Consider the following 20,948-nt stretch of genomic DNA (forward strand, 5'->3'; position numbering starts at 1 on the left):
GGGGGTGCGCTCGAAGCGGCGCGTCAGTCGTTCTCGAGGGCGTCGTCTGCCGCCCACTGCGCCGAGCGCTGCTTGATCAGTTCGGGGGCGTTCGCCGCTTCTTCGGCGGTGTCGAACGGGCCGGCGCGGTCGATCGCCGGGGACTCGAAACCTCGCTCCACCTCGCCGGTGGTGAGGTTGTACCAGTACTTCTCGCTGTCTTCGCTCACGGCTGACTCCTCATCGCTCTCGTGACGATCCTACTGATCGCGACCCGTGTGCTGGATAGGCTGAACCCATGGCAGCACAGAAGTCTCGCGCGGTGGGTATCGACATCGGCGGAACCGGTATCAAGGGTGGAATCGTCGACCTCGAGAAGGGCGAGCTGATCAGCGACCGGATCAAGGTGTCCACACCTTCGGGCGCAGAGCCGAAGGACGTTCTTGATGCGGTGCGCAGCGTGCTCGACACGCTCGAGGTCGCGGACTCCGACTACCCGCTCGGCGTCGCCTTTCCGGCGATCGTGAAGAACGGTCGGACGCTGTCGGCCGCGAACGTCTCCGACAAGTGGATCGACTTCCCCGCCGAGGAGTTCTTCGAGGAAGGTCTCGGCCGCGACATCCACTTCGCCAACGACGCGGATGTGGCCGGTGTCGCGGAGATGCGTTTCGGCGCCGCGAAGGGCGTCGACGGACTCACGATCCTCACAACGCTCGGCACGGGTATCGGCTCGGCCGTCATCTACAACAACGTCCTCATCCCCAACAGCGAGCTCGGCCACCTGCAGCGTGCGAAGCACGGCAAGGACGCCGAGGCGTACGCCGCGTACTCCGCGATGGAGCGCGACGAGCTGAGTTGGGAGGCGTGGGCCGAACGCCTGCAGTGGTACTACTCGCACGTCGAGTTCCTGTTCAGCCCCGACCTGTTCATCGTCGGCGGCGGCGTCTCGAAGCACGCGGACAAGTTCCTGCACCTGCTCGATCTGCGCACCCCGATCGTGCCCGCGGTGCACCGCAACAATGCGGGGATCATCGGCGCGGCAGCGCTCTCGCTGGGCGTCGAGCCGGATCTCGAGGAGACCGTCACAGGTCAGTGATTCACGCTCCGGCAAGCCGGGCAGCGGCGCGCTCGACGGTCTCCAGCCGAGTCGTTCTCGCCCATGCCGTCATCATGTCGACGTGAGCGGGATCGGCATCCGTCCCGTCGGGCGAACCGGCGTCGAACGGCGGTTGCGGGTCGTACTCCATCGCCAGTTGCACGGCCTGGGCGGTCGCGGCGTCGAAGACCTCCGCGGCGACCGTCAGAGCGAAATCGATCCCGCTGGTCACGCCGCCGCCGGTGATGACGTCGCCGTCGCGAACGACGCGCGCATGTTCCGGGATCACGCCGAGCACCTCCAGCATCGGGTGCGATGCCCAGTGCGTCGTTGCCCGTCGGCCCTGCAGCAGCCCTGCCGCACCCAAGACGAAGGAGCCCGTGCACACGCTCGTGACGTATCGCGCGTGACGGGCCTGCTCGCGGACGAAGTCGAGGGCCTCGCCGTCGTCCAAGAGGTCGAAGGCGCCCTGCCCGCCCGGAACCATGAGGACGTCCGCCTGGGGTGCGTCCGCGAACGACACCGTCGGCAGAATGGAGAACCCCGCGTCGGTCGCCACCGGCTCGATCCGATGCCACGCGAGATGACTCACCGCGCCGGGCAGGCGCGAGAAGACCTCCGCGGGTCCGGTCAGATCGAGCTGTGTGACCGACGGGAACAGCAAGGACACGAAGTGCACGGTGTCTGGCATGGCTTCGATGCTGGCCGAAACCCCGTCGCCTCGCGAGTCCTCGTCGTGTGATCAGCCCGTTGACATGCAAGACTCACCTGGTGGACGCCGCAACATCGCTGGAGCAGTCCCTCCGCGAGCTCAACACGCTGCTCGCCTCGGTCGGCGAGACGTTCTGGGCGCAGTGGGCGGCGCGCGCCGCCGATCGCATCGCCGCGGGCGGTGATCCCGGCGATGTGCGCGGTGTCTTCGGCGGGATGGGCAGCTTCAGCGATCTGATCATCCATCCGGCCAACGGGCACGCCATCACGGACGATCAGGTCGCCGCGGTGAACCGACGGCTCGACGAACTCCGCCAGAGGATCTACGCCCAGTCGCAGGCGGTCTAGGTCTGCGACGGGCGGGGCGAATGGGCCGGCCTGTACGCCGGGTTCTGTCCGGGGGCTTTCGCCCCGTGGACGGTCATCTCTCTCGGCGACACGTTGCCGTGCCGCTCCAGCGGCCTACCCGGGGACTCGGCGAGCCGCGTCATCATCCCCTGTCTGGCCTTGCTCCGGACGAGGTTTACCTTGCGGGTCGTGTCACCACGACCCCGGTGGTCTCTTACACCACCCTTTCACCCTTACCCGGGCCGAAACCCGGGCGGTCTGCTCTCTGTGGCACTGTCTCGCGGATTGCTCCGGGTGGGTGTTACCCACCGCCCTGCCCTACGGAGCCCGGACGTTCCTCGGCGCGGTTTCCCGCGACGCGACCGTCCAGCCGACCCATTCGCGTGTCGAGTCTACCGGGGCTGAGCCGCATCGTCCGGCGCCTGTCGGATGACCTCGACATCGAGCGGGAAGTCGATCGGGAACGTGCCGAACAGCAGGCGCCCTGCCGCTTCGGCGGCCTCGGCCACCGCCTGCGCGGCCGCGTCCGCCAGTTCCTCCGGCGCGTGCACCATGACCTCGTCGTGGAGGAAGAACACCAGATGCGCGCGATCTGCGAACGCCGGCCCGGATGCGGATGCGGGCGGTCCTGATGCCGCCGGCAGTGCGTCCAGGCGCCGCCGGATCTCGGCGAGCCAGCACAGCGCCCACTCCGCCGCGGTGCCCTGCACGACGAAGTTCCTCGTGAAGCGGCCACGTTCGCGCGCAGCGCGCAGCGCACCCTCGCGAACGCCCGGCTCCGCATCCGCCTCGCTCGCGCGCGCCTGCAGCGCGAGCCACGGCGCCTCCGCGTCGGGTGTGCCGCGTCCGAGCCAGGTGGCCACCCCGCGGCCGTCCTCCCCGGCGACCGCCGCGTCGTCGACGAGGGCCATCGCCCTCGGGAACGTCTTCCGCAGACGCGGTACGAGGCGTCCACTGTCGCCGGTGGTCGCGCCGTACATCGCCCCGAGGACCGCATACTTCGCCTCCTCACGGGTCGCGACCGCGCCGGTGGCGACGATTCCCTCGTAGAGGTCCCGTCCGCGCGCCGCCTCCGCCATTCGCGTGTCGCGCGACATCGCAGCGAGCACACGCGGTTCGAGCTGGGCCACATCCGCATCCACGATGACCCACCCGGAATCGGGGCGCACGGCCGGACGCAGCTGCCTCGGGATCTGCAGTGCTCCCCCGCCACTCGATGCCCAGCGACCCGTCACGACGCCCGCCGGCACGTACACGGGTCGAAACCGGTCAGCGCGCACCCACTCGTCGAGCCACGCCCAGCCGTTCGCCGTGTACAGCCGCGCGAGCCTCTTGTACTCCAGAAGGGGCTCGACCACCGGATGCTCGATGCGGGCGAGCTCCCACTTGCTCGTCGAGCCCACCGTCAGCCCGGCCCGATGCAGCGCGCGGAGCACTCGCGGCGGGGAGTCCAGCGACAACGAGGCGTCGCCGAGCGCCGCGCGCACCCGCTCGCCCACGTCACGCATGCGGTCGGGCGCTCCGCCGCCCACAGGGCGACGGCCGAGCGTGTCGACCAGGATCCGCTCGTGCGTCGCGCGATGCCAGGGCAAGCCCGCGGCGTGCATCTCGGCGGCGATCAGCGCGCCCGCGGACTCCGCCGTGATGAGCAGCGTCAATCGCCCCGGATCATGGGATGCGGCGATGACGCCCTGCTGGGCGCGCCACTCGGCCTCGACCTCATCGAGATCGAAGGCGGGCACCTGGTCGAACGCGAACAGCGTCTCCCCGCCGTCGTTCGCGGTCGGGGCGAGATCCCACCGGTCACTCGCGCTCCACGGCACGCTCACGGGGCTCAGCGGGCTGTGGCGCAGGATGCGGCGGGCCAGCCGCACATCCCACGCGCGCGCCACGCGATCCCCCGCCTGGAGGATCACCGGGTAGCTCGCGGAGGTGTCGGCCCACACCCAGCGGGTGGGCGTCGGCGCGTCGCCGGAGACATCACGGACGCCGTCGGCCGCGACGATCCGCCAGGACGACGACGGCGTGCCCCGGCGGCCGGTCATCTCATCCGACCGCGGCGGATCACAACCCCGACTCGGCGGTGCGCACGAGGATGCAGCCGCACTCCGGGCACGTCGCCACGACGTCGTCGGCCAGCTGCCGCAAAGCCGCCAAGTCGGTGCCGGAGAGCATCATGTGGCAACCGCCGCAGGTGCGTGCCTGGAACAGTGCCGCCCCCGCCGAGCGGGTCGCCAGCTTCTCGTACAGCGCGAGGAGCTGCTCGGGAACGGCCCCTGCGACAGCTGCGCGGTCACGGCCCAGCTGCTGTTCGAGAGCCGACGCGGCCTCCACGGTCTCCTTCGCCTCCGCCGAGAGGCGCGAACCCTCGTCGTGGTTCGCGCTCACGAGCTGCTGCTGCTCGGCGACGGCGGCTTCCGCGGCTTCCAGCCGCTCCATGAGCTCCAGCTGCGTCTCTTCGAGCTCGTCCTGTCGACGAGTCAGCGACGCCAGCTCCCGCTCGAGGCCGACCGCATCCTTCGCGCTCGCGGTCTTCTGCAGCAGTTCCTCATCACGCTGACGACGCGCGACGACCAGCGCCACGTCGCCTTCCACACGTCGCAGCTCCACCGCGACATCGTCGACGACGTTCTGGCGCGCGGCGAGCTCCTGCGCGAGCTGCTGCTTGGCCTTCACGAGTTCGCCGATGCGTGCGGCCTGAGGAGGATTGCGCCGGGCGTGATCGGCCTGCGCGCGGCGGGCGTCGATGTCGGCGAGGTCCAACAGGCGCAACTGGTCAGCGTGGGCGGCGTTCACCCCTCCAACCTACGCCAGCGCACAGGGCGCCGCGGCGGCGGTGCGGTGACGGCTTGTTACCTCCCGTGTCGGCCGGTGTGCTCGAACCGACGAGGCTCGTTAGTTTCGGGACTCGACCCCCGTCCGCCCTGAGGAGCCCGCCATGAGCACCGCCGTCGCCACGGACCACGTCCATCCGGATGCGGGAGCGCCTGCATCCCTTGTGCAATTCAACGGCCTGGGGCGCACCTTCGGCACGCACGTCGTGCTCGACGGGATCAATCTGACGGTAGAGCCGGGCGAGCTCGTGGCGATCCTGGGAGCCTCCGGCTCGGGCAAGTCGACGCTGTTGCGCATCGCCGGCGGCCTCGACCGTGCCAGCGAGGGATCGGTGTCGATCGACGGCGAGCCCGTCGCCGCACACGATGCCCGCGTCGCCATCGGCTTCCAGGAACCGCGACTGCTGCCCTGGCGGTCCGTGTCGGAGAACATCGCCCTCGGACTTCCCGCGGGCCTCTCGCGCGACGAGCGCTCGCAGCGGATCGCATCGCTGCTGGAGCTCATCGGACTCACCGCCTTCGCCCACCATCGCCCTCGCGAGATCTCGGGTGGAATGGCGCAGCGCACCTCGCTCGCTCGCGCGCTCGCCCGGCGCCCCGGCGTGCTCCTGCTCGACGAGCCGTTCGGCGCCCTCGACGCACTCACACGACTCAAGATGCAGGATCTCCTGCTCTCGATCCTGGATGAGGCGCCCACGACCACGCTTCTGGTCACGCACGACGTCGACGAGGCCCTGCAGGTCGCCGACCGCGTCATCGTTCTCGGAGTCGAATCAGGGTCGGCGGGCGCCCGCGTCCAGCGCCTGATGACGGTCCCCGGCACCCGGCCGCGCGACCGCGGCTCAGCCGAGCTCGCTGAGCTCCGCGCCGACCTGCTCGGCGCGCTCGGCATCGACCGCCACGCGCACTGACCTCCCGTCCCGCCCCCTCCCTTTCCACAGCAATCGAAAGGCTCGCCATGTCCCGCTCTCGCCGTCTCCTCGGTGCCTTCGCCGGCTTCGCCGTCGCCGCCGTCGCCCTCTCGGGCTGTGTCGCCGGGGAGGATGCTCCCGCTCCCGCAGGCAGCGGAGCCGCCGCATCCGACGTCACCATCAAGCTCGACTGGGCCACCTACAACCCGCTCAGCCTCATCATCAAGGACCAGGGCTGGCTCGAAGCCGACGGGTACGACGTCGAGTGGGTGCAGTCGCTGGGTTCGTCGAAGGCCAACGAGGCGCTGCGCGCCGGCGCCATCGATTTCGGGTCCACGGCCGGCTCCGCCGCGCTCCTCGCCCGCGCCAACGGCGTTCCGCAGCAGATCGTGGATGTCGTCGCGCAGCCCGAGTGGTCCGCGCTCGTCGTGCCCGCGGACTCCGACATCACCTCCGTCGCCGACCTGAAGGGCACCTCGGTCGCAGCCGCGCTCGGCACCGACCCGTACTTCTTCCTCGTGCAGGCGCTGGAGGCGGAGGGCCTGTCGATCAACGACGTCACCGTGCAGAACCTCATCCACGCCGACGGCTGGGCGGCGCTCCAGGGCGGTTCCGTGCAGGCGTGGGCGGGCCTCGACCCGATCATGGCATCGGCGGAGGCCAGCGGGGCGAAGCTGCTCTACCGCAACCTCGACTTCAACTCGTACAGCGTGCTCAACGCCACCGAATCGATCATCAAGGATCACCCCGAGGTCGTGCAGGTGGTCGTGGACGCGTATGAGCGTGCGCGCGCCTGGGCGCTGGAGAACCCCGACAAGACCGCGCAGATCCTCGCCGACGCCGCCTCGATCGATCTGGCCGTCGCTCAGAAGGTCATCGACGAACGTGAGGGCCTCGATGTCGATCCTGTGCCCGGATCCGCGCTGGCGACCGTGCTCGCCCCGATCGGCGCGATCCAGGTCTCGCTGGGCGATGTGACCTCGCAGGACAAGGTCGACAAGGCGCTCGACAGCTTGTTCGCGCCGGAGTTCGCCGAGAAGGCCAAGGGCTGACACCCGCCGCCGAGAGGACCACACGACGATGAGCACGACCGGCACCGCCCCCCGCACGGCGCAGACCGCATCCGCACGCGGACCGCTGTCACGACGCGGCGTACGCACCCTTCTGGGCTGGGTGGTGCCGGTCGCGCTGGTCGCGCTGTGGTTCCTGCTGACGAACCCCGAGGCGCCCATCGTCCCGGCCTACAAGTTCCCGGGCCCGGAGGCCGTCGTCACCGCCGGTGTCGACCTCGCCCAGCGCGGTGAGCTGTGGCAGTTCACCGCCATCTCGCTGCAGCGGGTCGTCATCGGGTTCACCGTCGGCGCGCTGCTCGGCATCTCGCTCGGTGGTCTCATCGGGCTGTCGCGGTTCTGGGATGCACTGCTCTCCCCCACGCTCGGCGTCATCCGTGCTGTGCCCAGTCTCGCGTGGGTGCCGCTGCTGATCGTGTGGTTTCAGGTCGGCGAGCAGTCGAAGATCATCCTGATCGCGATCGGCGCGTTCTTCCCCGTGTTCACGACGGTCTCGCTCGCGCTGCGTCACGTCGACGCGCAGCTGGTCGAGATGGGCCGCTCGTTCGGCTACACCGGCCTGCGCCTGTTCTTCACGGTGCAGCTGCCCGCGGTTCTTCCTGCGCTCTTCTCCGGGCTGCGTCTGGCGCTCGTGCAGGCGTGGCTCTTCCTCGTGGCAGCCGAGCTTCTCGGCGCATCGATGGGCCTCGGGTTCCTGCTCCTGCGCGGCCAGAACAACGGGCGCGTCGATCAGATCGTGCTCGCCATCATCCTGCTCGCGGTCATCGGGAAGCTCACCGACTCCCTGCTCGCGGTCCTGCAGCGCTGGGCCGTGCGCCGCTGGGGCTGACCTCTCCTCCACCGCTCCAGGCTCCGCCGGGACGCCTACCGGTCGCGTGCCCGCACGCATCCGGCGCGCGCAGATCGGAGATTCGGCGTCGCGTCGGAGGTTTCCACCCGAATCCTCCGACATCGGCGCAAATCTCCGACGGGCGAGAAACAGGAGGCACGCGCGACGAGCGGATGTGGCCGCCCGCCGGCTGTGGATAAGCCCAGCCGACGTGGCCTGCCCGCCGATACCGTGTCGGCATGTCCCGGTGTCACGTCTCGATTGCGGCCATGATCGGCCTGTTCGTCGCGCTGGGCGTGTCCGGCTGTGCGACGCCGGCGCCCGACCCGACGCCCACCCCGACGGGGTTCGCCACCGAGGCCGAGGCCTTCGCCGCCGCCGAGGCGACGTACCGCGCCTACATCGACGCGTCCAATGCAGTCGACACGACTGACCCTTCTACCTTTGCCGCCGTGTTCGGAGCAACCGGAGGTGAGCTCAATGCATCGGCGAGGGAAAGCCTGACCGAGATGCACGCAGAAGGCACGGTCGTAATGGGCGATAGCACCTACTCCAACCCAGTGCTCGTCGGATGGAACCCGCCAATAGCCACGATCGCCGTGTGCCTGGATGTATCTAGGGTGAGCGTCAGCAATTCGGATGGCCAGTCGCTCGTCTCACCTGACCGGCCACCCATCCAATCAATCGCCGTAGACGTAGACCTCGACATTCAGAAGGTCATAGAGATTCGCCCAAGCGGAATGGCAGGGCGATGCTGACGACATCAGCTGCGCTGTTGATCTGGACAGGCCTCCATGCGCTCATACCGGCGGTCTCGGGAGGCTGCGACTACGACGCGGGCTGGACCGGCGGATGCGCGAGCACCGACGGGACGTCCGTCATCGTGGAGGGCACGCAGACGCAGCCGGGAACGAACGGCGGCGGGTCGGAGTGGATCCCGACGAGCGGGCCCGGAGGCGGTGCGACGGCGCCCGCGGAGCCGAAGAATCCGTTCGGAATGGATCTTCTCTACGAACAGATTCCGCAGGACGAGGCGACGGAGGAGATTCCCGCTGTCACGGTGGCCGATCTCGCGGCGTTCACTCCGCAGAGGCCGTCCTTCGCCGCCGAGCCGGCGGGGCTCGGCGTGGCGGGGCTTCCCACCAACGTCATCGCGGGCGCTTCCGAGCACACGATCGCGGGCACGCTCTTCGGACGCCCGGTCACTGTTCGCTTCACCCCTGTCGGGTTCCGGTTCGACTATGGCGACGGCGCGATCAGTACGACGTCGACGGGCGGCGCGCCCTGGGCCGCACTCGGACAAGCGCAGTTCACGCCGACCCCCACGAGCCATACCTTCGTCTCGCCCGGCGACTACACCGTCACTGTGAGCGTCGCCTACGCAGCCGTCGTCGATTTCGGAGTCACGACGCGAGCGGTCAACGGCACCGTGGTCGCGGATGCGGCGCCGCAGGCGCTGCGGGTCCTCGAAGCTCGCACGGCCCTCGTCGACCAGACCTGCGCGCAGAATCCGCGCGGTCCCGGCTGCTGAGCGCCCGCAGGTTGGCACGCATCCGTGCGCTCACATGAGCTCAGCGAACGAGCGAGGCACCCGCTGCGCCTCAGCCACCGAGCGAGGCAGCGAATCCAGACAACTCGCCGTCGGCGCTCATGGTGCCGAACAGCGTGTCGACATCGATGGCGATCGTCTCGATCGTCGGCGTCGCGCCGGGAACGGAGATCTCCAGTGGGTAGGTTCCCGCGAACGCCATGACACGCGACGACGAGCCGGACAGATTCTCGAACGCCGACGTGACATCCACGCCGTTGACGCTGTAGCGAGTACCGGAGGGGAGGTCCGCGGCGCCCGCGGCGTCGAAGCCGGCCGACGCCGGGTCGACGACGAAGACCCAGTGGGCGGGAATGTCGCCCTCTTCATCGACATGCGCGAGCTGGAGGGTCTCCGACCGCTCGTCCGCCCCGATGGCGTACGTGACGTGGATGTCGGCCAGGGTGCCGTCATCCGAGACCTTGGGCTCCCCGACGTTCTTGAGCGACGGCCGATCCGTCAGGGACTCATAGGCCTCGTCGCCGATGAACGGAGCGTCCGAAGCGGTCTCATCGATCGCGACATCGGTCATTCGCAAGGCCGCGGCCGCCTGCCCACCGGCGAGATAGCCGAAGAAGGTCTCCACCTGACCCGGGAGGCCGGCTGTGTCCGCGTCGAACTCCGGAGGCCCGTCGAGCGGTGCCACGGATGGAGCACACGCGGAGACGCCGAGAGCCACAGCCAGCAGTACGCCGGGCAACGCCAGTCGTTGGCGCCGTGACGACGGTGCGCGCATCGCGATCAGCCGAGCGTCGCAGCGGGCCAGCTGCCGTTGGGGAAGCCGTAGAGGTTCGCCATCTCCTGCTTCAACTGATCCGCCTTGGACTTGGAATCCGTGAAGTTGGTGCCGAACGAGGCGACGGCATCCACGCCGAGCTGCGCGAGATTCGTACATACCGTCACGATCTTCGGCACGGCGTCCAGCCACTCCAGCGGGTCAGCGGTGATGAAGGAGGCACCCGCGTTGATCTGGTCGAGCACGTAGGTGGCGATGCGTTTTCCGAAGTCGATCCACGTGTTCAGGATCTTCTGCGCATAGTCGCTCAGGAAGTCGATCATCCCGTCGACGTAGCCGACGACGGTCTCCATCGCGGTGCTCTGACGGCCCGCGAGCGCGCCGTATCCATCACCGGGGTCACCCTTCCAGCTCGTGTCTGCTTTGAGATAGTCCGCTGTGATGGTCGTGCGAGAACCACTGATCTTCTGCTTGACGACGATCCACTTGTCCTGCTTCGCGTACATCGCGAACGGGTTGCCCGGGCTGAGGTAGTCGGCGATGGTCGCCAAGAACTCGCCGAACTTCTCGACGGCGATCTGCAGCTTGTCGCGTACCTCCCCCATCCGGTCCATGAACCACTCCATGAACTTCTCCCACAACGAGATGTCGTCCTTCTTGCGGTTGAAGGTCTCGACGCACTCGTTGAGGCTGTCGCGCATGTCATCGATGCCGTCGGTGACACCCTTGACCAACGAGTCGAAGGTGCCCTGATCGCTAGGAATGACGGTTGTCACGGTGTCTCCTCGTTCCCCGTACTCAGACTCAGCCCTGATCGAGTAGCCACTGCGAGTAGCCGTCGGCGGCCTCGTAGTTCCGCTTGGTCTCGAGCAGCTTGTCGGAGACGCTCTGCAACTCGGCGACGGCGCTGTCGATGAGGGTGTAGATCGTCTGTTGCGCGGTGTTGTAGTTGGACTCGGCGCCGGACATGTGTCCGAATCCGTCCATCTCATAGCGTCCGAGTTCGCAGGCGTCCGCGATCGTGCGCACCTCTGCGAACGTCCCGGACAGCGTGCTCCACGCGGTGGCATCCTGCTTGAGGTCGTCGAGCGCGGCCTCGTAGTCCTGATGACTCATTGTTCCTCCTCTGTATCGAGAGCTTCAGTGAGCACGCGCGCTCACGCGCGTCCTTCGGCCGCGTGGACCTCTCTCACCACAGCGCTCAGCTCGGGAAGGTCGTCGAGCGCGTCCTGTTGCCGCTCGCCTAGCTGCTCACGAGCCCGAGCGAACAGATCCACGATCTCCCGTTCGAGTTGCGCCTCGGGCGTGAACTGCGCGTTCCGCGCATCGATGGTGAGACGCCGGACTCCGCTGCCCACGACTTCCAGCGTCACCTCGCCCGACGGACTGCGGAGCTGTACCGTCTCGCGCGCCGCCTCCATCACCGACTGCCGATAGGTATCGAGTTGCGCGAACGCCGTCAGCAGCGTCTCGAGTCGGCCCATCAGCTCATCGCGGTCGCTCGAGGGCTGCTGGAGCGGTGCGAAGCTCGGCGTCGCGTCGCTCGCGCGCTGCCACACCGCATCATCGGCACCGAGCTCGGTGGCGGTCTCGCCCCGTGCCGCACGGCTCGCCTGAACGAGCGTCAGCACGAGCGCGCCGGCATCGTCGGGCCGCACGCGCTGCCACCAGTTCTGCGCGAACCGCACGGCGTCGACCTTGCCGTCGCCATCGACCGACACTCGGATCGATCCGGACTCGTCGGTCTGCGTCCACACGTCCGGGTCGTCGCGGTAGATCTCACTGAGTCGCTGCTGGATGTCTGCCATCTCCGCCATCACTGGCTCCACAGCCGCTGTGTGGCGCGCTGCGCGTCGCTGAAGACCTCGTTCGACTCCTCGGTGCGCCGGCGGACGCGCTCGAGTTCGTCATGGAGCTGGGCCATGCTGGCGATCCAGCGCTCCTGGGCGACCTTGTAGGCCTGGTGGGCGTCTCCGCTCCACTCGCCGCTGAGACGGTCGAGTTCCGCCTTCAACCCATCAAGGATGCGAGCGATCTCCGCACGCGCGCGCTCCATCTCCGCAACGAGCAGCTCGATACGCGAGCCGCCGACTCTGAGCTCACCTGTCATGGCGCTCCCCCTTCGCACTCAGCCCGATGATGTCATGATCGGCGCGTGCGAATCCGGCTGTTGTCAGGATGTGGAGAAATGCGGTATCACCCTGGCGACGCGCGGAGGCCGCTCGCTCCGTGGGCCTCCCCCTTGCTACCCCACACGTCGCATCCGCGACGCGCGGGGCCCCTCGCTCGGTGGGCCCTGCCGGGATCGAACCGACGACATCCACGGTGTAAACGTGGCGCTCTACCAGCTGAGCTAAAGGCCCTTCGTTGACAGTCTAGGCGGGGAAAGCCGCAGGCCCGATCCGCCATGTCACCCGGGGCCGTCTACACACTCGCTAAGCTGGACGATGGTGCATTTGTCCACTGCCGACAAGGCTCGCACCAACCCGATGGTTCCTTCCGGCAAGACCTGCCGTGTGATGAAAGGCGTCTCGTGACTGTCAACCAACAGGATCCGTACTCGCAGGGCCCCCTCGACAGCGATCCGGAAGAGACCGCGGAATGGCGCGAGTCGCTGGAGCAGCTCGTCCAGGCGAAGGGCCGCGGACGCGGTCGCGAGATCATGCTGAGCCTGCTTCAGGATTCGCGTGAGCTTCACCTCGGTGTGCCGATGGTTCCCACCACCGACTACATCAACACGATCGCCCCCGAGAACGAGCCGGACTTCCCCGGCGACGAGGAGATCGAGCGCCGCTACCGCGCATGGATCCGGTGGAACGCGGCCATGACCGTCCACCGTGCGCAGCGCCCGGGCATCGGCGTCGGCGGTCACATCTCGACCTACGCATCCTCTGCCGCGCTCTACGAGGTCGGCTTCAACCACTTCTTCCGCGGTCTCGACGACCCCAACGGCGGCGACCAGGTCTTCTTCCAGGGCCACGCCTCGCCCGGCATGTACGCGCGGTCCTTCCTCGAGGGTCGCCTGAGCGAGCAGCAGCTCGACGGCTTCCGTCAGGAGAAGTCGGCGGCGCCGCTCGGACTTCCTTCGTACCCGCACCCGCGTCTGCTGCCCGAGTACTGGCAGTTCCCCACCGTCTCGATGGGTCTCGGACCCGTCAACGCCATCTACCAGGCGATGACGAACAAGTACCTCACCAACCGCGGCATGAAGGACCTGTCCGACTCGCACGTCTGGGCGTTCCTCGGCGACGGGGAGATGGATGAGGTCGAGAGCCGCGGTCAGCTCCAAGTCGCTGCGAACGAGGGTCTGGACAACCTGACCTTCGTCGTCAACTGCAACCTGCAGCGCCTCGACGGCCCCGTCCGCGGCAACGGCAAGATCATCCAGGAGCTGGAGAGCTTCTTCCGCGGCGCGGGCTGGAACGTCATCAAGGTCATCTGGGGCCGCGAGTGGGACTCGCTGCTCGCGAACGACGACCAGGGCGCTCTGCTCAACCTGATGAACGTCACGCCCGACGGCGACTTCCAGACGTACAAGGCCGAGAACGGCGCGTACATCCGCGAGAATTTCTTCGGTCGCGACGAGCGCGCCGCCGCTCTCGTCAAGGACTACACCGATGACCAGATCTGGAACCTGAAGCGCGGCGGCCACGACTACCGCAAGGTCTACGCGGCGTTCAAGGCGGCCGTCGAGCACAAGGGCCAGCCGACCGTCATCCTCGCGCACACCATCAAGGGCTACGGCCTGGGTCCGCACTTCGAGGGCCGCAACGCGACCCACCAGATGAAGAAGATGACCCTCGACGACCTCAAGCACTTCCGCGACGCGATGCACATCCCGGTCTCGGACGCGCAGCTCGAGGAGAACCCGTACCAGCCTCCCTACTACAACCCCGGAGCACAGGACGAGACGATCCAGTACATGGTGGAGCGTCGCCGCAAGCTCGGCGGCTTCCTGCCCGAGCGCCGCACGACGCACGTCGGCCTCGAGCTACCGGACGACAAGGCCTACGCGCTGCCGAAGAAGGGCTCGGGAACGCAGGAGATCGCCACGACCATGGCGTTCGTCCGGCTCCTGAAGGACCTGCTGCGCGTCAAGGGCTTCGGTGAGCGGATCGTTCCGATCATCCCGGATGAGGCGCGCACGTTCGGTATGGACGCATACTTCCCGACCGCGAAGATCTACAACCCGAACGGCCAGAACTACACCTCTGTCGACCGCGAGCTGCTTCTGGCGTACAAGGAGAGCCCGCAGGGTCAGATCATGCACGTCGGCATCAACGAGGCCGGCGCGGTGGCGGCGTTCACCGCGACGAGCACCTCGTATGCGACGCACGGTCAGCCGCTCATCCCGGTCTACATCTTCTATTCGATGTTCGGCTTCCAGCGCACCGGTGACGCCCAGTGGGCCGTCGGCGACCAGATGGGCCGCGGCTTCATCATCGGCGCCACCGCCGGTCGCACGACGCTGACGGGTGAGGGCCTGCAGCACGCCGACGGGCACTCGCACCTGCTCGCCTCGACCAACCCGGCGACCGTCGCGTACGACCCGGCATACGGGTACGAGATCGCCCACATCGTGCGCTCGGGCATCGACCGCATGTACGGCGGCAACCACCCCGACCCGAACGTCATGTACTACATCACGGTCTACAACGAGCCGATCGTGCAGCCGGCTGAGCCCGAGGGTGTCGACGTCGACGGCATCGTTCGCGGCATCCACCGCATCTCGGAGGGCTCCGGCGACGGACACCGCGCGCAGATCCTCGCCTCCGGCGTGGGTGTGCCGTGGGCGCTCGAGGCGCAGAAGCTGCTGAGCGAGGACTGGGGCGTGAGCGCCGACGTGTGGTCGGTGACCTCCTGGTCCGAGCTTCGCAACGACGGGCTCGCCGCCGAGGAGCACAACTTCCTCCACCCGGAGGCGGAGCCGCGCACCGCGTACCTGACCGAGAAGCTGCGCGACGCGCAGGGCCCGGTGGTGGGTGTCAGCGACTTCATGCACGCGGTGCAGGACCAGATCCGTCAGTGGGTGCCCGGGCGCTACCTGACCCTGGGCGCCGACGGCTTCGGCTTCTCGGACACCCGCGCCGCTGCACGTCGCTTCTTCAAGATCGATGGCCCCTCGATCGTCGTGCGCACCCTGCAGGGCCTGGTGGATGAGGGTCGCCTCGACCGTTCCGTCATCGGTCAGGCGATCGAGAAGTACCGTCTGCACGACGTGAACGCCGGAACCTCCGGCAACGCCGGCGGCGAGAGCTGAGAATGAGCCGATCCCCGGAGTCGTCGTCGGACAAGACGGAGACACTCGCCTGGTTGCGACGCATCTCCGGGGATCTGGCCACGGTCACTCTCAAGCGCCTCGAGGACACGCTCCCCTGGTACGCCGACATGCCGCCGGCCAGGCGCTCCTCGGTGGGTCTCGTGGCCCAGGCGGGCATCACTTCCTTCATCCAGTGGTACGACGATCCGACGGCGACGCCGTGGATCGCGGCGGACATCTTCGCTGCGGCTCCCCGCGAGCTGCTGCGCTCCGTGAGCCTGCAGCAGACGCTGCAGCTCATCCGCGTCACCGTCGAGGTCACCGAGGAGCGCGTCGCGGGCCGCGGTGAGGATCTGCGCGAGGCGATCCTGCTCTACTCCCGCGAGCTCGCCTTCACCGCGGCCGACGTCTACGCGCGCGCCGCCGAGGCCCGCGGACTCTGGGATGCACGGCTCGAGGCTCTGGTGGTCGATTCGATCCTCACGGGCGAAGCAGACGAAGAGCTCCCGAGCCGCATCGCCGCTCTGGGATGGCACGGTCACGGCGAGGTCTCCGTCCTCGTCGGCACGACCCCGCCGCAGTTCGATGTCGACCAGCTGCGGCGCATGGCCCGCAAGCTCGGCGTCGATGTCCTCGTGGGCGTGCAGGGATCCCGTCTCGTGCTCGTGATCGGACGCACCGACGCAGACCACCGCGCCGGCGGAGACGAGCAGTCCGAACTGCCCTTCCCCGAGATCGCGCGGCGCCTCGAACCCGGCTTCGGAACCGGCCACCTCGTTCTCGGCCCCACCGTTCCCGCCCTCGTCGACGCGGGTCAGAGCGCCCGCGCCGCCCTCGCCGGCTTCGCGGTGGCTCGTGCCTGGCGCAACGCGCCCCGCCCCGTCGAAGCCGACGACCTGCTTCCCGAGCGCGCGCTCGCGGGCGATCCGCTCGCCAAGCACACCCTTGTCGAGCGCATCTACCGACCCCTCAAAGCGCACAGCTCCGACCTCGTCACGACGCTGTGGAGCTACCTCGACAACGGTCGCTCGCTCGAAGCCACGGCGCGCGAGCTCTTCGTGCATCCCAACACCGTCCGGTACCGGCTGAAGCGCGTGTCCGACGTGATCGGCTGGGATGCGACGGGGCCGCGGGAAGCGCTGATCCTCCAGACCGCGCTCGTTCTGGGCGCCATCGGAACGGACAACACGCGTCGCCGCGCGGCCGGGACACGCCGACCGCGCTGATAATTGGCGGGTATCTGCAAAGGAACCCGCGTTTCTTGTCGCATGACATCCATACCCCGGTCGGGGAGATTGGCAGGATAGAACGGTGATCATCGGTCTTTTCCCCGGGCAGGGTTCCCAAACGCCCGGGTTCCTCTCGCCGTGGCTGGAGCTGGACGGCGTTGCCGCCCGGCTCGACGAGCTTTCCGAGGCGGCACAGGTCGACCTCGCCGCAGCGGGCACGGAGTGGGATGCCGATGCGATCCGCGACACGAAGGTGGCGCAGCCGCTCATCGTCGCCGCGAGCCTCATCTCGTGGCACGCACTCGTCGCGCGCGCGGCCGGTGTTCCCACCGGCGTCGCCGGACACTCGGTCGGCGAGGTGGCGGCCCTGGCCGCGTCCGGCGTGATCGACGACGTGTCCGCGCTTCGTCTGGTCGGTGTGCGCGGGCGCGCCATGGCGGATGCGGCCGCGCAGGCCGAAACGGGCATGAGTGCCGTCCTCGGCGGCGACGAGGAAGCCGTCCTCGCCCGCCTGGCCGAGCTGGACCTCACCCCCGCCAACTACAACGGCGGGGGCCAGATCGTCGCCGCCGGCGCCAGCGGAGCCCTCGCCGAGCTCGCCGCGGAAGCCCCGCGCGGCACGCGCGTCATTCCGCTGCAGGTCGCCGGAGCGTTCCACACGCGCTACATGCAGCCCGCCGTCGAGGCGCTCGCGGCCGCGGCTGCGGAGCTCACCGCATCCGACCCGACGCTCACCCTCTGGACGAACAAGGACGGCTCCCAGGTCGCCGAGGGCGCGCGCGCGCTGGACCTGCTCGTGGGCCAGGTCGCCTCGCCCGTGCGCTGGGACCTGGACATGGCGGCCTTCGCCGAGGCGGGTGTCACCGGCCTCATCGAGTTCGCGCCCGCGGGCACCCTCACGGGCCTCGCCAAGCGCGGGCTGCGCGGCGTTCCCGCCGTCGCCGTCAAGACCCCGGACGACCTGGATGCGGCCGTCGCACTGCTCTCGGAGGAGAACGCATGACCGCCCCCACTCTGCGCCAGACCACGGGTCCGCAGTACACGCGAATCCTCTCCTACGGTGCCGCACGCGGCGAGAACGCCGTTCCCAACGACGACCTCATCGAGCCGATCAACTCGAGCGACGAGTGGATCCGCCAGCGCACCGGCATCGTCACGCGCGTGCGCGCCGACGCGACCACCAGTGCCACCGACCTCGCGACGATCGCCGCGAAGGAGGCGGTCGAGCGCTCCGGTGTCTCACCCGAGCTGATCGATCTCGTCATCGTCGCAACGATCAGCAACGTCCGCCAGACACCCTCGATGTCTGCCGTCGTCGCCGACCGGATCGGGGCGAACCCCGCCGCGGCCTACGACTCGAACGCCGCGTGCGCGGGCTTCACCTACGGTGTCGCCCAGGCCGATGCGCTCATCCGCGCCGGCGTCGCGCACTACGCCGTCGTGATCGGCGCGGAGAAGCTCTCCGACGTCGTCGATCCCACCGACCGGACGATCTCGTTCCTGCTCGGTGACGGCGCCGGCGCCGTCGTGATCGGCCCGAGCGAGACCCCGGCCATCGGCCCGACCATCTGGGGGTCCGACGGGTCCAAGGCGGATGCGGTGGGCATGGATGCCACGCTCGTCGAGTTCCGCGACGGCACCTCCCCCTGGCCCACTCTCCGCCAGGAGGGCCCGACCGTGTTCCGGTGGGCCGTGTGGGAGATGGTGAAGGTCGCTCGTCAGGCCCTTGAGGAAGCCGGCGTCACCGCGTCCGACCTCGCCGCCTTCGTACCCCACCAGGCCAACATGCGGATCATCGACGAGTTCGCCAAGCAGCTGGGCCTGCCCGACACGGTCCTCATCGGTCGCGACATCGAGACCACGGGCAACACCTCCGCAGCCTCCGTTCCCCTCGCCACCCACCGCCTGCTCGAAGAGCACCCCGAACTCAGCGGCGGCCTCGCGCTCCAGATCGGCTTCGGTGCCGGTCTCGTGTTCGGCGCACAGGTCGTCGTGCTCCCGTGAGCCGAGACTCCGCGCCTCTAGACTGATTCGCGGTCAACGCCCCCAGCCATATCGAACAAGGAGACATCATGGCTTTCACCACTGACGAGGTCCTCGCCGGACTCGCCGAGCTCATCACCGACGAGACCGGGATCTCGGCCGACGAGGTCGCGCTCGAGAAGTCCTTCACCGACGACCTCGACATCGACTCGATCTCGATGATGACGATCGTCGTCAACGCCGAGGAGAAGTTCGGCGTCACCATCCCCGACGACGAGGTCAAGAACCTCAAGACCGTCGGCGACGCCGTCACCTACATCACCTCGAACCAGGCGTGACCCCCTGCGGTGGGGGCGCTGAGCCCCCACCGCCACCCCGACTCGGAGACCGAACATGAGCACCGCCCGCATCGTCGTCACCGGCATCGGAGCCTCCTCCCCCCTCGGAGGAACGGCACCCGAGAGCTGGTCCGCCCTGCTGAACGGAGAGTCCGGCACCCGCACTCTCGAGCACGACTGGGTGGAGCAGTACTCCCTCCCGGTGACGTTCGCCGCCGAGGCGAAGGTCCGCCCGGAGGAGGTGCTGGAGCGACCGATCGCCAAGCGTCTCGACCCGTCCTCTCAGTTCGCCCTCATCGCGGCCAAGGAAGCCTGGGCGGACGCCGGTGCGCCGGATGTCGCCCCTGAACGTCTGGGCGTCGACTTCGCCACCGGAATCGGCGGCGTGTGGACCCTCTTGGACGCGTGGGACACCCTGCGGGAGAAGGGCCCCCGGCGCGTCATGCCCATGACCGTTCCGATGCTCATGCCCAACGCGGCGGCCGGTAACCTGTCGCTGCACTTCGGTGCCCGTGCGTTCGCACGCACCGTCGCGAGTGCGTGCGCCTCCAGCACGGAATCGATCGTCAACGCGATCGAGCACCTGCGCGACGGCCTCGCCGACGTCATCATCGCGGGGGGAACGGAATCGGCCATCCACCCGATCACGATCGCGTCGTTCGCCTCCATGCAGGCGCTCTCCAAGCGCAACGACGACCCGGCCACCGCATCGCGCCCGACCAGCATCGACCGCGACGGGTTCGTCATGGGCGAAGGCGCCGCGGCGCTCATCCTCGAGACCGAGGAGCACGCTCGCGCGCGCGGCGCGAAGATCTACGCGTACGTCGCCGGCGGCGGTGTCACGGCCGACTCGTATCACATCACCGCCAATGACCCCGAGGGCGCGGGCGCCGCGCGAGCGGTGGGGCTCGCGCTCGCCATGGCCGATGCCTCCGTGGACGACGTGACGCACATCAACGCGCACGCCACCTCGACGCCCGTCGGTGACCCCAATGAGTACACCGCTCTCAAGGCCGTCTTCGGCGATCGCATCGACGACATCCCCGTGTCGGCGACGAAGGCTTCGACGGGCCATCTTCTCGGCGGCACCGGCGCTCTCGAGGCGATCTTCACGATCCTCGCGATCAGCGAGCGACAGGCGCCGCCGACGATCAACATCACCGAGCAGGACCCGGCCGTGCCGTTCCGCGTGTCCGGCTCGGTGCAATCGCTGGGCGCCGGCGACCAGCTCGCGATCAGCAACTCGTTCGGCTTCGGGGGACACAACGCCGTGGTCGCGTTCTCGAACGTCTGAGCCGTCACGCCGAAAGGCCCGGAGAGCGATCGCTCTCCGGGCCTTCGTCGTATCGGGCGGCAGTGCGCCTTCCCAGCGCCGGGACGAGGTCGACCGGCATCCGGTAGCAGCGCTCCCGCCGCCCGAGGTCTTGGTCAGCCCACCTTGTGCAGCCACACCACCGGAGCGTCGTCGCCGGCCTGACGGAACGGTTCCAGCTCTTCGTCCCACGCCCCGCCGAGGGCGACGGTGAGCTCACGCTGCAGCTCCGCCGCATTCCCCGCCGCGATCTCCATCGCGTAACGGATGCGGTCCTCCCCGATCACCACGTTGCCGGCGGTGTCCGTCTGCGCGAAGTGCACGCCGAGATCCGGCGTGTGCATCCACCGACCGCCGTCGCTGCGCGCGCTCGGGTCCTCGGAGACCTCGAAGCGCAGGTGTTCCCAACCGTGCATGGCACTCGCGAGCGCCGCTCCGGTCCCGTTGGGTGCTTCCCAGTAGAACTCGGCACGGCGACTGCCCGGCAATACCGGCTGATCGGACCACTCGAAGTTCACCGCGCGCCCGAGCACACGCCCGACAGCCCACTCGAGGTGGGGACACAACGCCCGTGGCGCCGAGTGAATGAACACCACTCCGCGCGCCATGTGTGCAGCCATTCTCTCTCCGATCATCAGGTGCGTCTTCCCCTACGACCTGACTCGGCGAACGAGCTGCGGATATGCGGTTGTCCCGGCCATTATCTCCGGCCCACCTGAGAATC

23 protein-coding genes, 1 tRNA gene and 1 other RNA gene are annotated in these 20,948 nt (G+C 68.6%); 13 read left to right on the forward strand and 12 right to left on the reverse strand.

Going from position 1 to position 20,948, the window contains the following annotated elements:
• Nucleotides 1-23: 23 nt before the first annotated feature.
• Nucleotides 24-209 carry an SPOR domain-containing protein gene (locus LXM64_RS09165; RefSeq protein ID WP_137416882.1) on the reverse strand — a complete coding sequence of 62 codons (186 nt, stop codon included), beginning with the start codon at nt 207-209 and terminating at the stop codon, nt 24-26.
• Between the two features lie 68 nt (nt 210-277).
• Between LXM64_RS09165 and ppgK the strand changes: the two genes are divergently transcribed.
• Nucleotides 278-1,075: a polyphosphate--glucose phosphotransferase gene (ppgK, locus tag LXM64_RS09170; protein WP_234072958.1), complete on the forward strand. Its 798-nt coding sequence runs from the start codon at nt 278-280 to the stop codon at nt 1,073-1,075.
• Between the two features lies 1 nt (nt 1,076).
• Here the strand turns inward: ppgK and LXM64_RS09175 are convergent, their stop codons facing one another.
• Nucleotides 1,077-1,766 (reverse strand): DJ-1/PfpI family protein, encoded by a 690-nt coding sequence (locus LXM64_RS09175; protein ID WP_234072959.1) that lies wholly within the window; start codon nt 1,764-1,766, stop codon nt 1,077-1,079.
• Nucleotides 1,767-1,846: 80 nt separating this feature from the next.
• Between LXM64_RS09175 and LXM64_RS09180 the strand changes: the two genes are divergently transcribed.
• Nucleotides 1,847-2,134, forward strand: coding sequence for a DUF6966 domain-containing protein (locus LXM64_RS09180; RefSeq protein WP_234072960.1), 288 nt, complete (start codon nt 1,847-1,849; stop codon nt 2,132-2,134).
• 17 nt (nt 2,135-2,151) lie between these two features.
• Here LXM64_RS09180 and rnpB read toward each other — a convergent pair.
• From rnpB to LXM64_RS09195, 3 genes are all read right to left on the reverse strand, one after another.
• Nucleotides 2,152-2,512, reverse strand: an RNA gene (gene rnpB, locus LXM64_RS09185) — RNase P RNA component class A.
• Between the two features lie 14 nt (nt 2,513-2,526).
• A complete protein-coding gene (locus LXM64_RS09190; RefSeq protein WP_234072961.1) occupies nt 2,527-4,179 on the reverse strand; it encodes a bifunctional 3'-5' exonuclease/DNA polymerase in 1,653 nt (550 codons plus the stop codon).
• 19 nt (nt 4,180-4,198) lie between these two features.
• Nucleotides 4,199-4,930 carry a zinc ribbon domain-containing protein gene (locus LXM64_RS09195; RefSeq protein WP_234072962.1) on the reverse strand — a complete coding sequence of 244 codons (732 nt, stop codon included), beginning with the start codon at nt 4,928-4,930 and terminating at the stop codon, nt 4,199-4,201.
• A 142-nt stretch (nt 4,931-5,072) separates the two neighbouring features.
• On the opposite strand from LXM64_RS09195, the gene LXM64_RS09200 reads away from it, so the two are divergent.
• From LXM64_RS09200 to LXM64_RS09220, 5 genes are all read left to right on the forward strand, one after another.
• The gene (locus tag LXM64_RS09200; protein WP_234072963.1) at nt 5,073-5,879 is read left to right on the forward strand and encodes an ABC transporter ATP-binding protein; all 807 of its coding nucleotides are present in this window, start codon (nt 5,073-5,075) and stop codon (nt 5,877-5,879) included.
• A 47-nt stretch (nt 5,880-5,926) separates the two neighbouring features.
• Nucleotides 5,927-6,931, forward strand: coding sequence for an aliphatic sulfonate ABC transporter substrate-binding protein (locus LXM64_RS09205; RefSeq protein ID WP_137416875.1), 1,005 nt, complete (start codon nt 5,927-5,929; stop codon nt 6,929-6,931).
• A 28-nt stretch (nt 6,932-6,959) separates the two neighbouring features.
• The gene (locus LXM64_RS09210; RefSeq protein ID WP_234072964.1) at nt 6,960-7,778 is read left to right on the forward strand and encodes an ABC transporter permease; all 819 of its coding nucleotides are present in this window, start codon (nt 6,960-6,962) and stop codon (nt 7,776-7,778) included.
• Between the two features lie 269 nt (nt 7,779-8,047).
• The gene (locus LXM64_RS09215) at nt 8,048-8,536 is read left to right on the forward strand and encodes a hypothetical protein (RefSeq protein ID WP_234072965.1); all 489 of its coding nucleotides are present in this window, start codon (nt 8,048-8,050) and stop codon (nt 8,534-8,536) included.
• A complete protein-coding gene (locus LXM64_RS09220; RefSeq protein WP_234072966.1) occupies nt 8,530-9,309 on the forward strand; it encodes a hypothetical protein in 780 nt (259 codons plus the stop codon). Before LXM64_RS09215 ends, LXM64_RS09220 begins: the two co-directional genes overlap by 7 nt.
• A gap of 70 nt (nt 9,310-9,379) precedes the next feature.
• Here the strand turns inward: LXM64_RS09220 and LXM64_RS09225 are convergent, their stop codons facing one another.
• The 6 genes from LXM64_RS09225 to LXM64_RS09250 form a co-directional block, all read right to left on the reverse strand.
• The gene (locus LXM64_RS09225; protein WP_234072967.1) at nt 9,380-10,012 is read right to left on the reverse strand and encodes a hypothetical protein; all 633 of its coding nucleotides are present in this window, start codon (nt 10,010-10,012) and stop codon (nt 9,380-9,382) included.
• A 95-nt stretch (nt 10,013-10,107) separates the two neighbouring features.
• Nucleotides 10,108-10,878, reverse strand: a complete 771-nt coding sequence (locus tag LXM64_RS09230; RefSeq protein WP_234072968.1) for a hypothetical protein — start codon at nt 10,876-10,878, stop codon at nt 10,108-10,110.
• A 28-nt stretch (nt 10,879-10,906) separates the two neighbouring features.
• Complete coding sequence (locus tag LXM64_RS09235) at nt 10,907-11,218, reverse strand: hypothetical protein (protein WP_234072969.1); 312 nt, start codon at nt 11,216-11,218, stop codon at nt 10,907-10,909.
• A gap of 41 nt (nt 11,219-11,259) precedes the next feature.
• Complete coding sequence (locus LXM64_RS09240) at nt 11,260-11,919, reverse strand: hypothetical protein (RefSeq protein WP_234072970.1); 660 nt, start codon at nt 11,917-11,919, stop codon at nt 11,260-11,262.
• The gene (locus LXM64_RS09245) at nt 11,919-12,212 is read right to left on the reverse strand and encodes a WXG100 family type VII secretion target (RefSeq protein ID WP_234072971.1); all 294 of its coding nucleotides are present in this window, start codon (nt 12,210-12,212) and stop codon (nt 11,919-11,921) included. The genes LXM64_RS09240 and LXM64_RS09245 overlap by 1 nt, the downstream gene beginning before the upstream one ends.
• A gap of 180 nt (nt 12,213-12,392) precedes the next feature.
• Nucleotides 12,393-12,465: transfer RNA gene (locus LXM64_RS09250), tRNA-Val, on the reverse strand.
• A gap of 170 nt (nt 12,466-12,635) precedes the next feature.
• Between LXM64_RS09250 and aceE the strand changes: the two genes are divergently transcribed.
• From aceE to LXM64_RS09280, 6 genes are all read left to right on the forward strand, one after another.
• On the forward strand, nt 12,636-15,362 hold the full coding sequence (gene aceE, locus LXM64_RS09255; protein ID WP_234072972.1) for a pyruvate dehydrogenase (acetyl-transferring), homodimeric type: 2,727 nt from the start codon (nt 12,636-12,638) through the stop codon (nt 15,360-15,362).
• Nucleotides 15,363-15,364: 2 nt separating this feature from the next.
• Nucleotides 15,365-16,588, forward strand: a complete 1,224-nt coding sequence (locus LXM64_RS09260; protein ID WP_137416865.1) for a PucR family transcriptional regulator — start codon at nt 15,365-15,367, stop codon at nt 16,586-16,588.
• A gap of 85 nt (nt 16,589-16,673) precedes the next feature.
• On the forward strand, nt 16,674-17,594 hold the full coding sequence (locus tag LXM64_RS09265) for an ACP S-malonyltransferase (RefSeq protein WP_234072973.1): 921 nt from the start codon (nt 16,674-16,676) through the stop codon (nt 17,592-17,594).
• Nucleotides 17,591-18,595 (forward strand): beta-ketoacyl-ACP synthase III, encoded by a 1,005-nt coding sequence (locus tag LXM64_RS09270; RefSeq protein ID WP_234072974.1) that lies wholly within the window; start codon nt 17,591-17,593, stop codon nt 18,593-18,595. Before LXM64_RS09265 ends, LXM64_RS09270 begins: the two co-directional genes overlap by 4 nt.
• A gap of 68 nt (nt 18,596-18,663) precedes the next feature.
• The gene (locus LXM64_RS09275; protein ID WP_019182110.1) at nt 18,664-18,912 is read left to right on the forward strand and encodes an acyl carrier protein; all 249 of its coding nucleotides are present in this window, start codon (nt 18,664-18,666) and stop codon (nt 18,910-18,912) included.
• Between the two features lie 55 nt (nt 18,913-18,967).
• Nucleotides 18,968-20,206: a beta-ketoacyl-[acyl-carrier-protein] synthase family protein gene (locus LXM64_RS09280; protein WP_234072975.1), complete on the forward strand. Its 1,239-nt coding sequence runs from the start codon at nt 18,968-18,970 to the stop codon at nt 20,204-20,206.
• Nucleotides 20,207-20,340: 134 nt separating this feature from the next.
• Here LXM64_RS09280 and LXM64_RS09285 read toward each other — a convergent pair whose 3' ends face one another.
• Complete coding sequence (locus tag LXM64_RS09285) at nt 20,341-20,844, reverse strand: DUF3145 domain-containing protein (RefSeq protein WP_234072976.1); 504 nt, start codon at nt 20,842-20,844, stop codon at nt 20,341-20,343.
• Between the last annotated feature and the right edge of the window lie 104 nt (nt 20,845-20,948).

The sequence above is a fragment of the Microbacterium binotii genome (assembly GCF_021398715.1).
Lineage (GTDB): Bacteria > Actinomycetota > Actinomycetes > Actinomycetales > Microbacteriaceae > Microbacterium > Microbacterium binotii_A.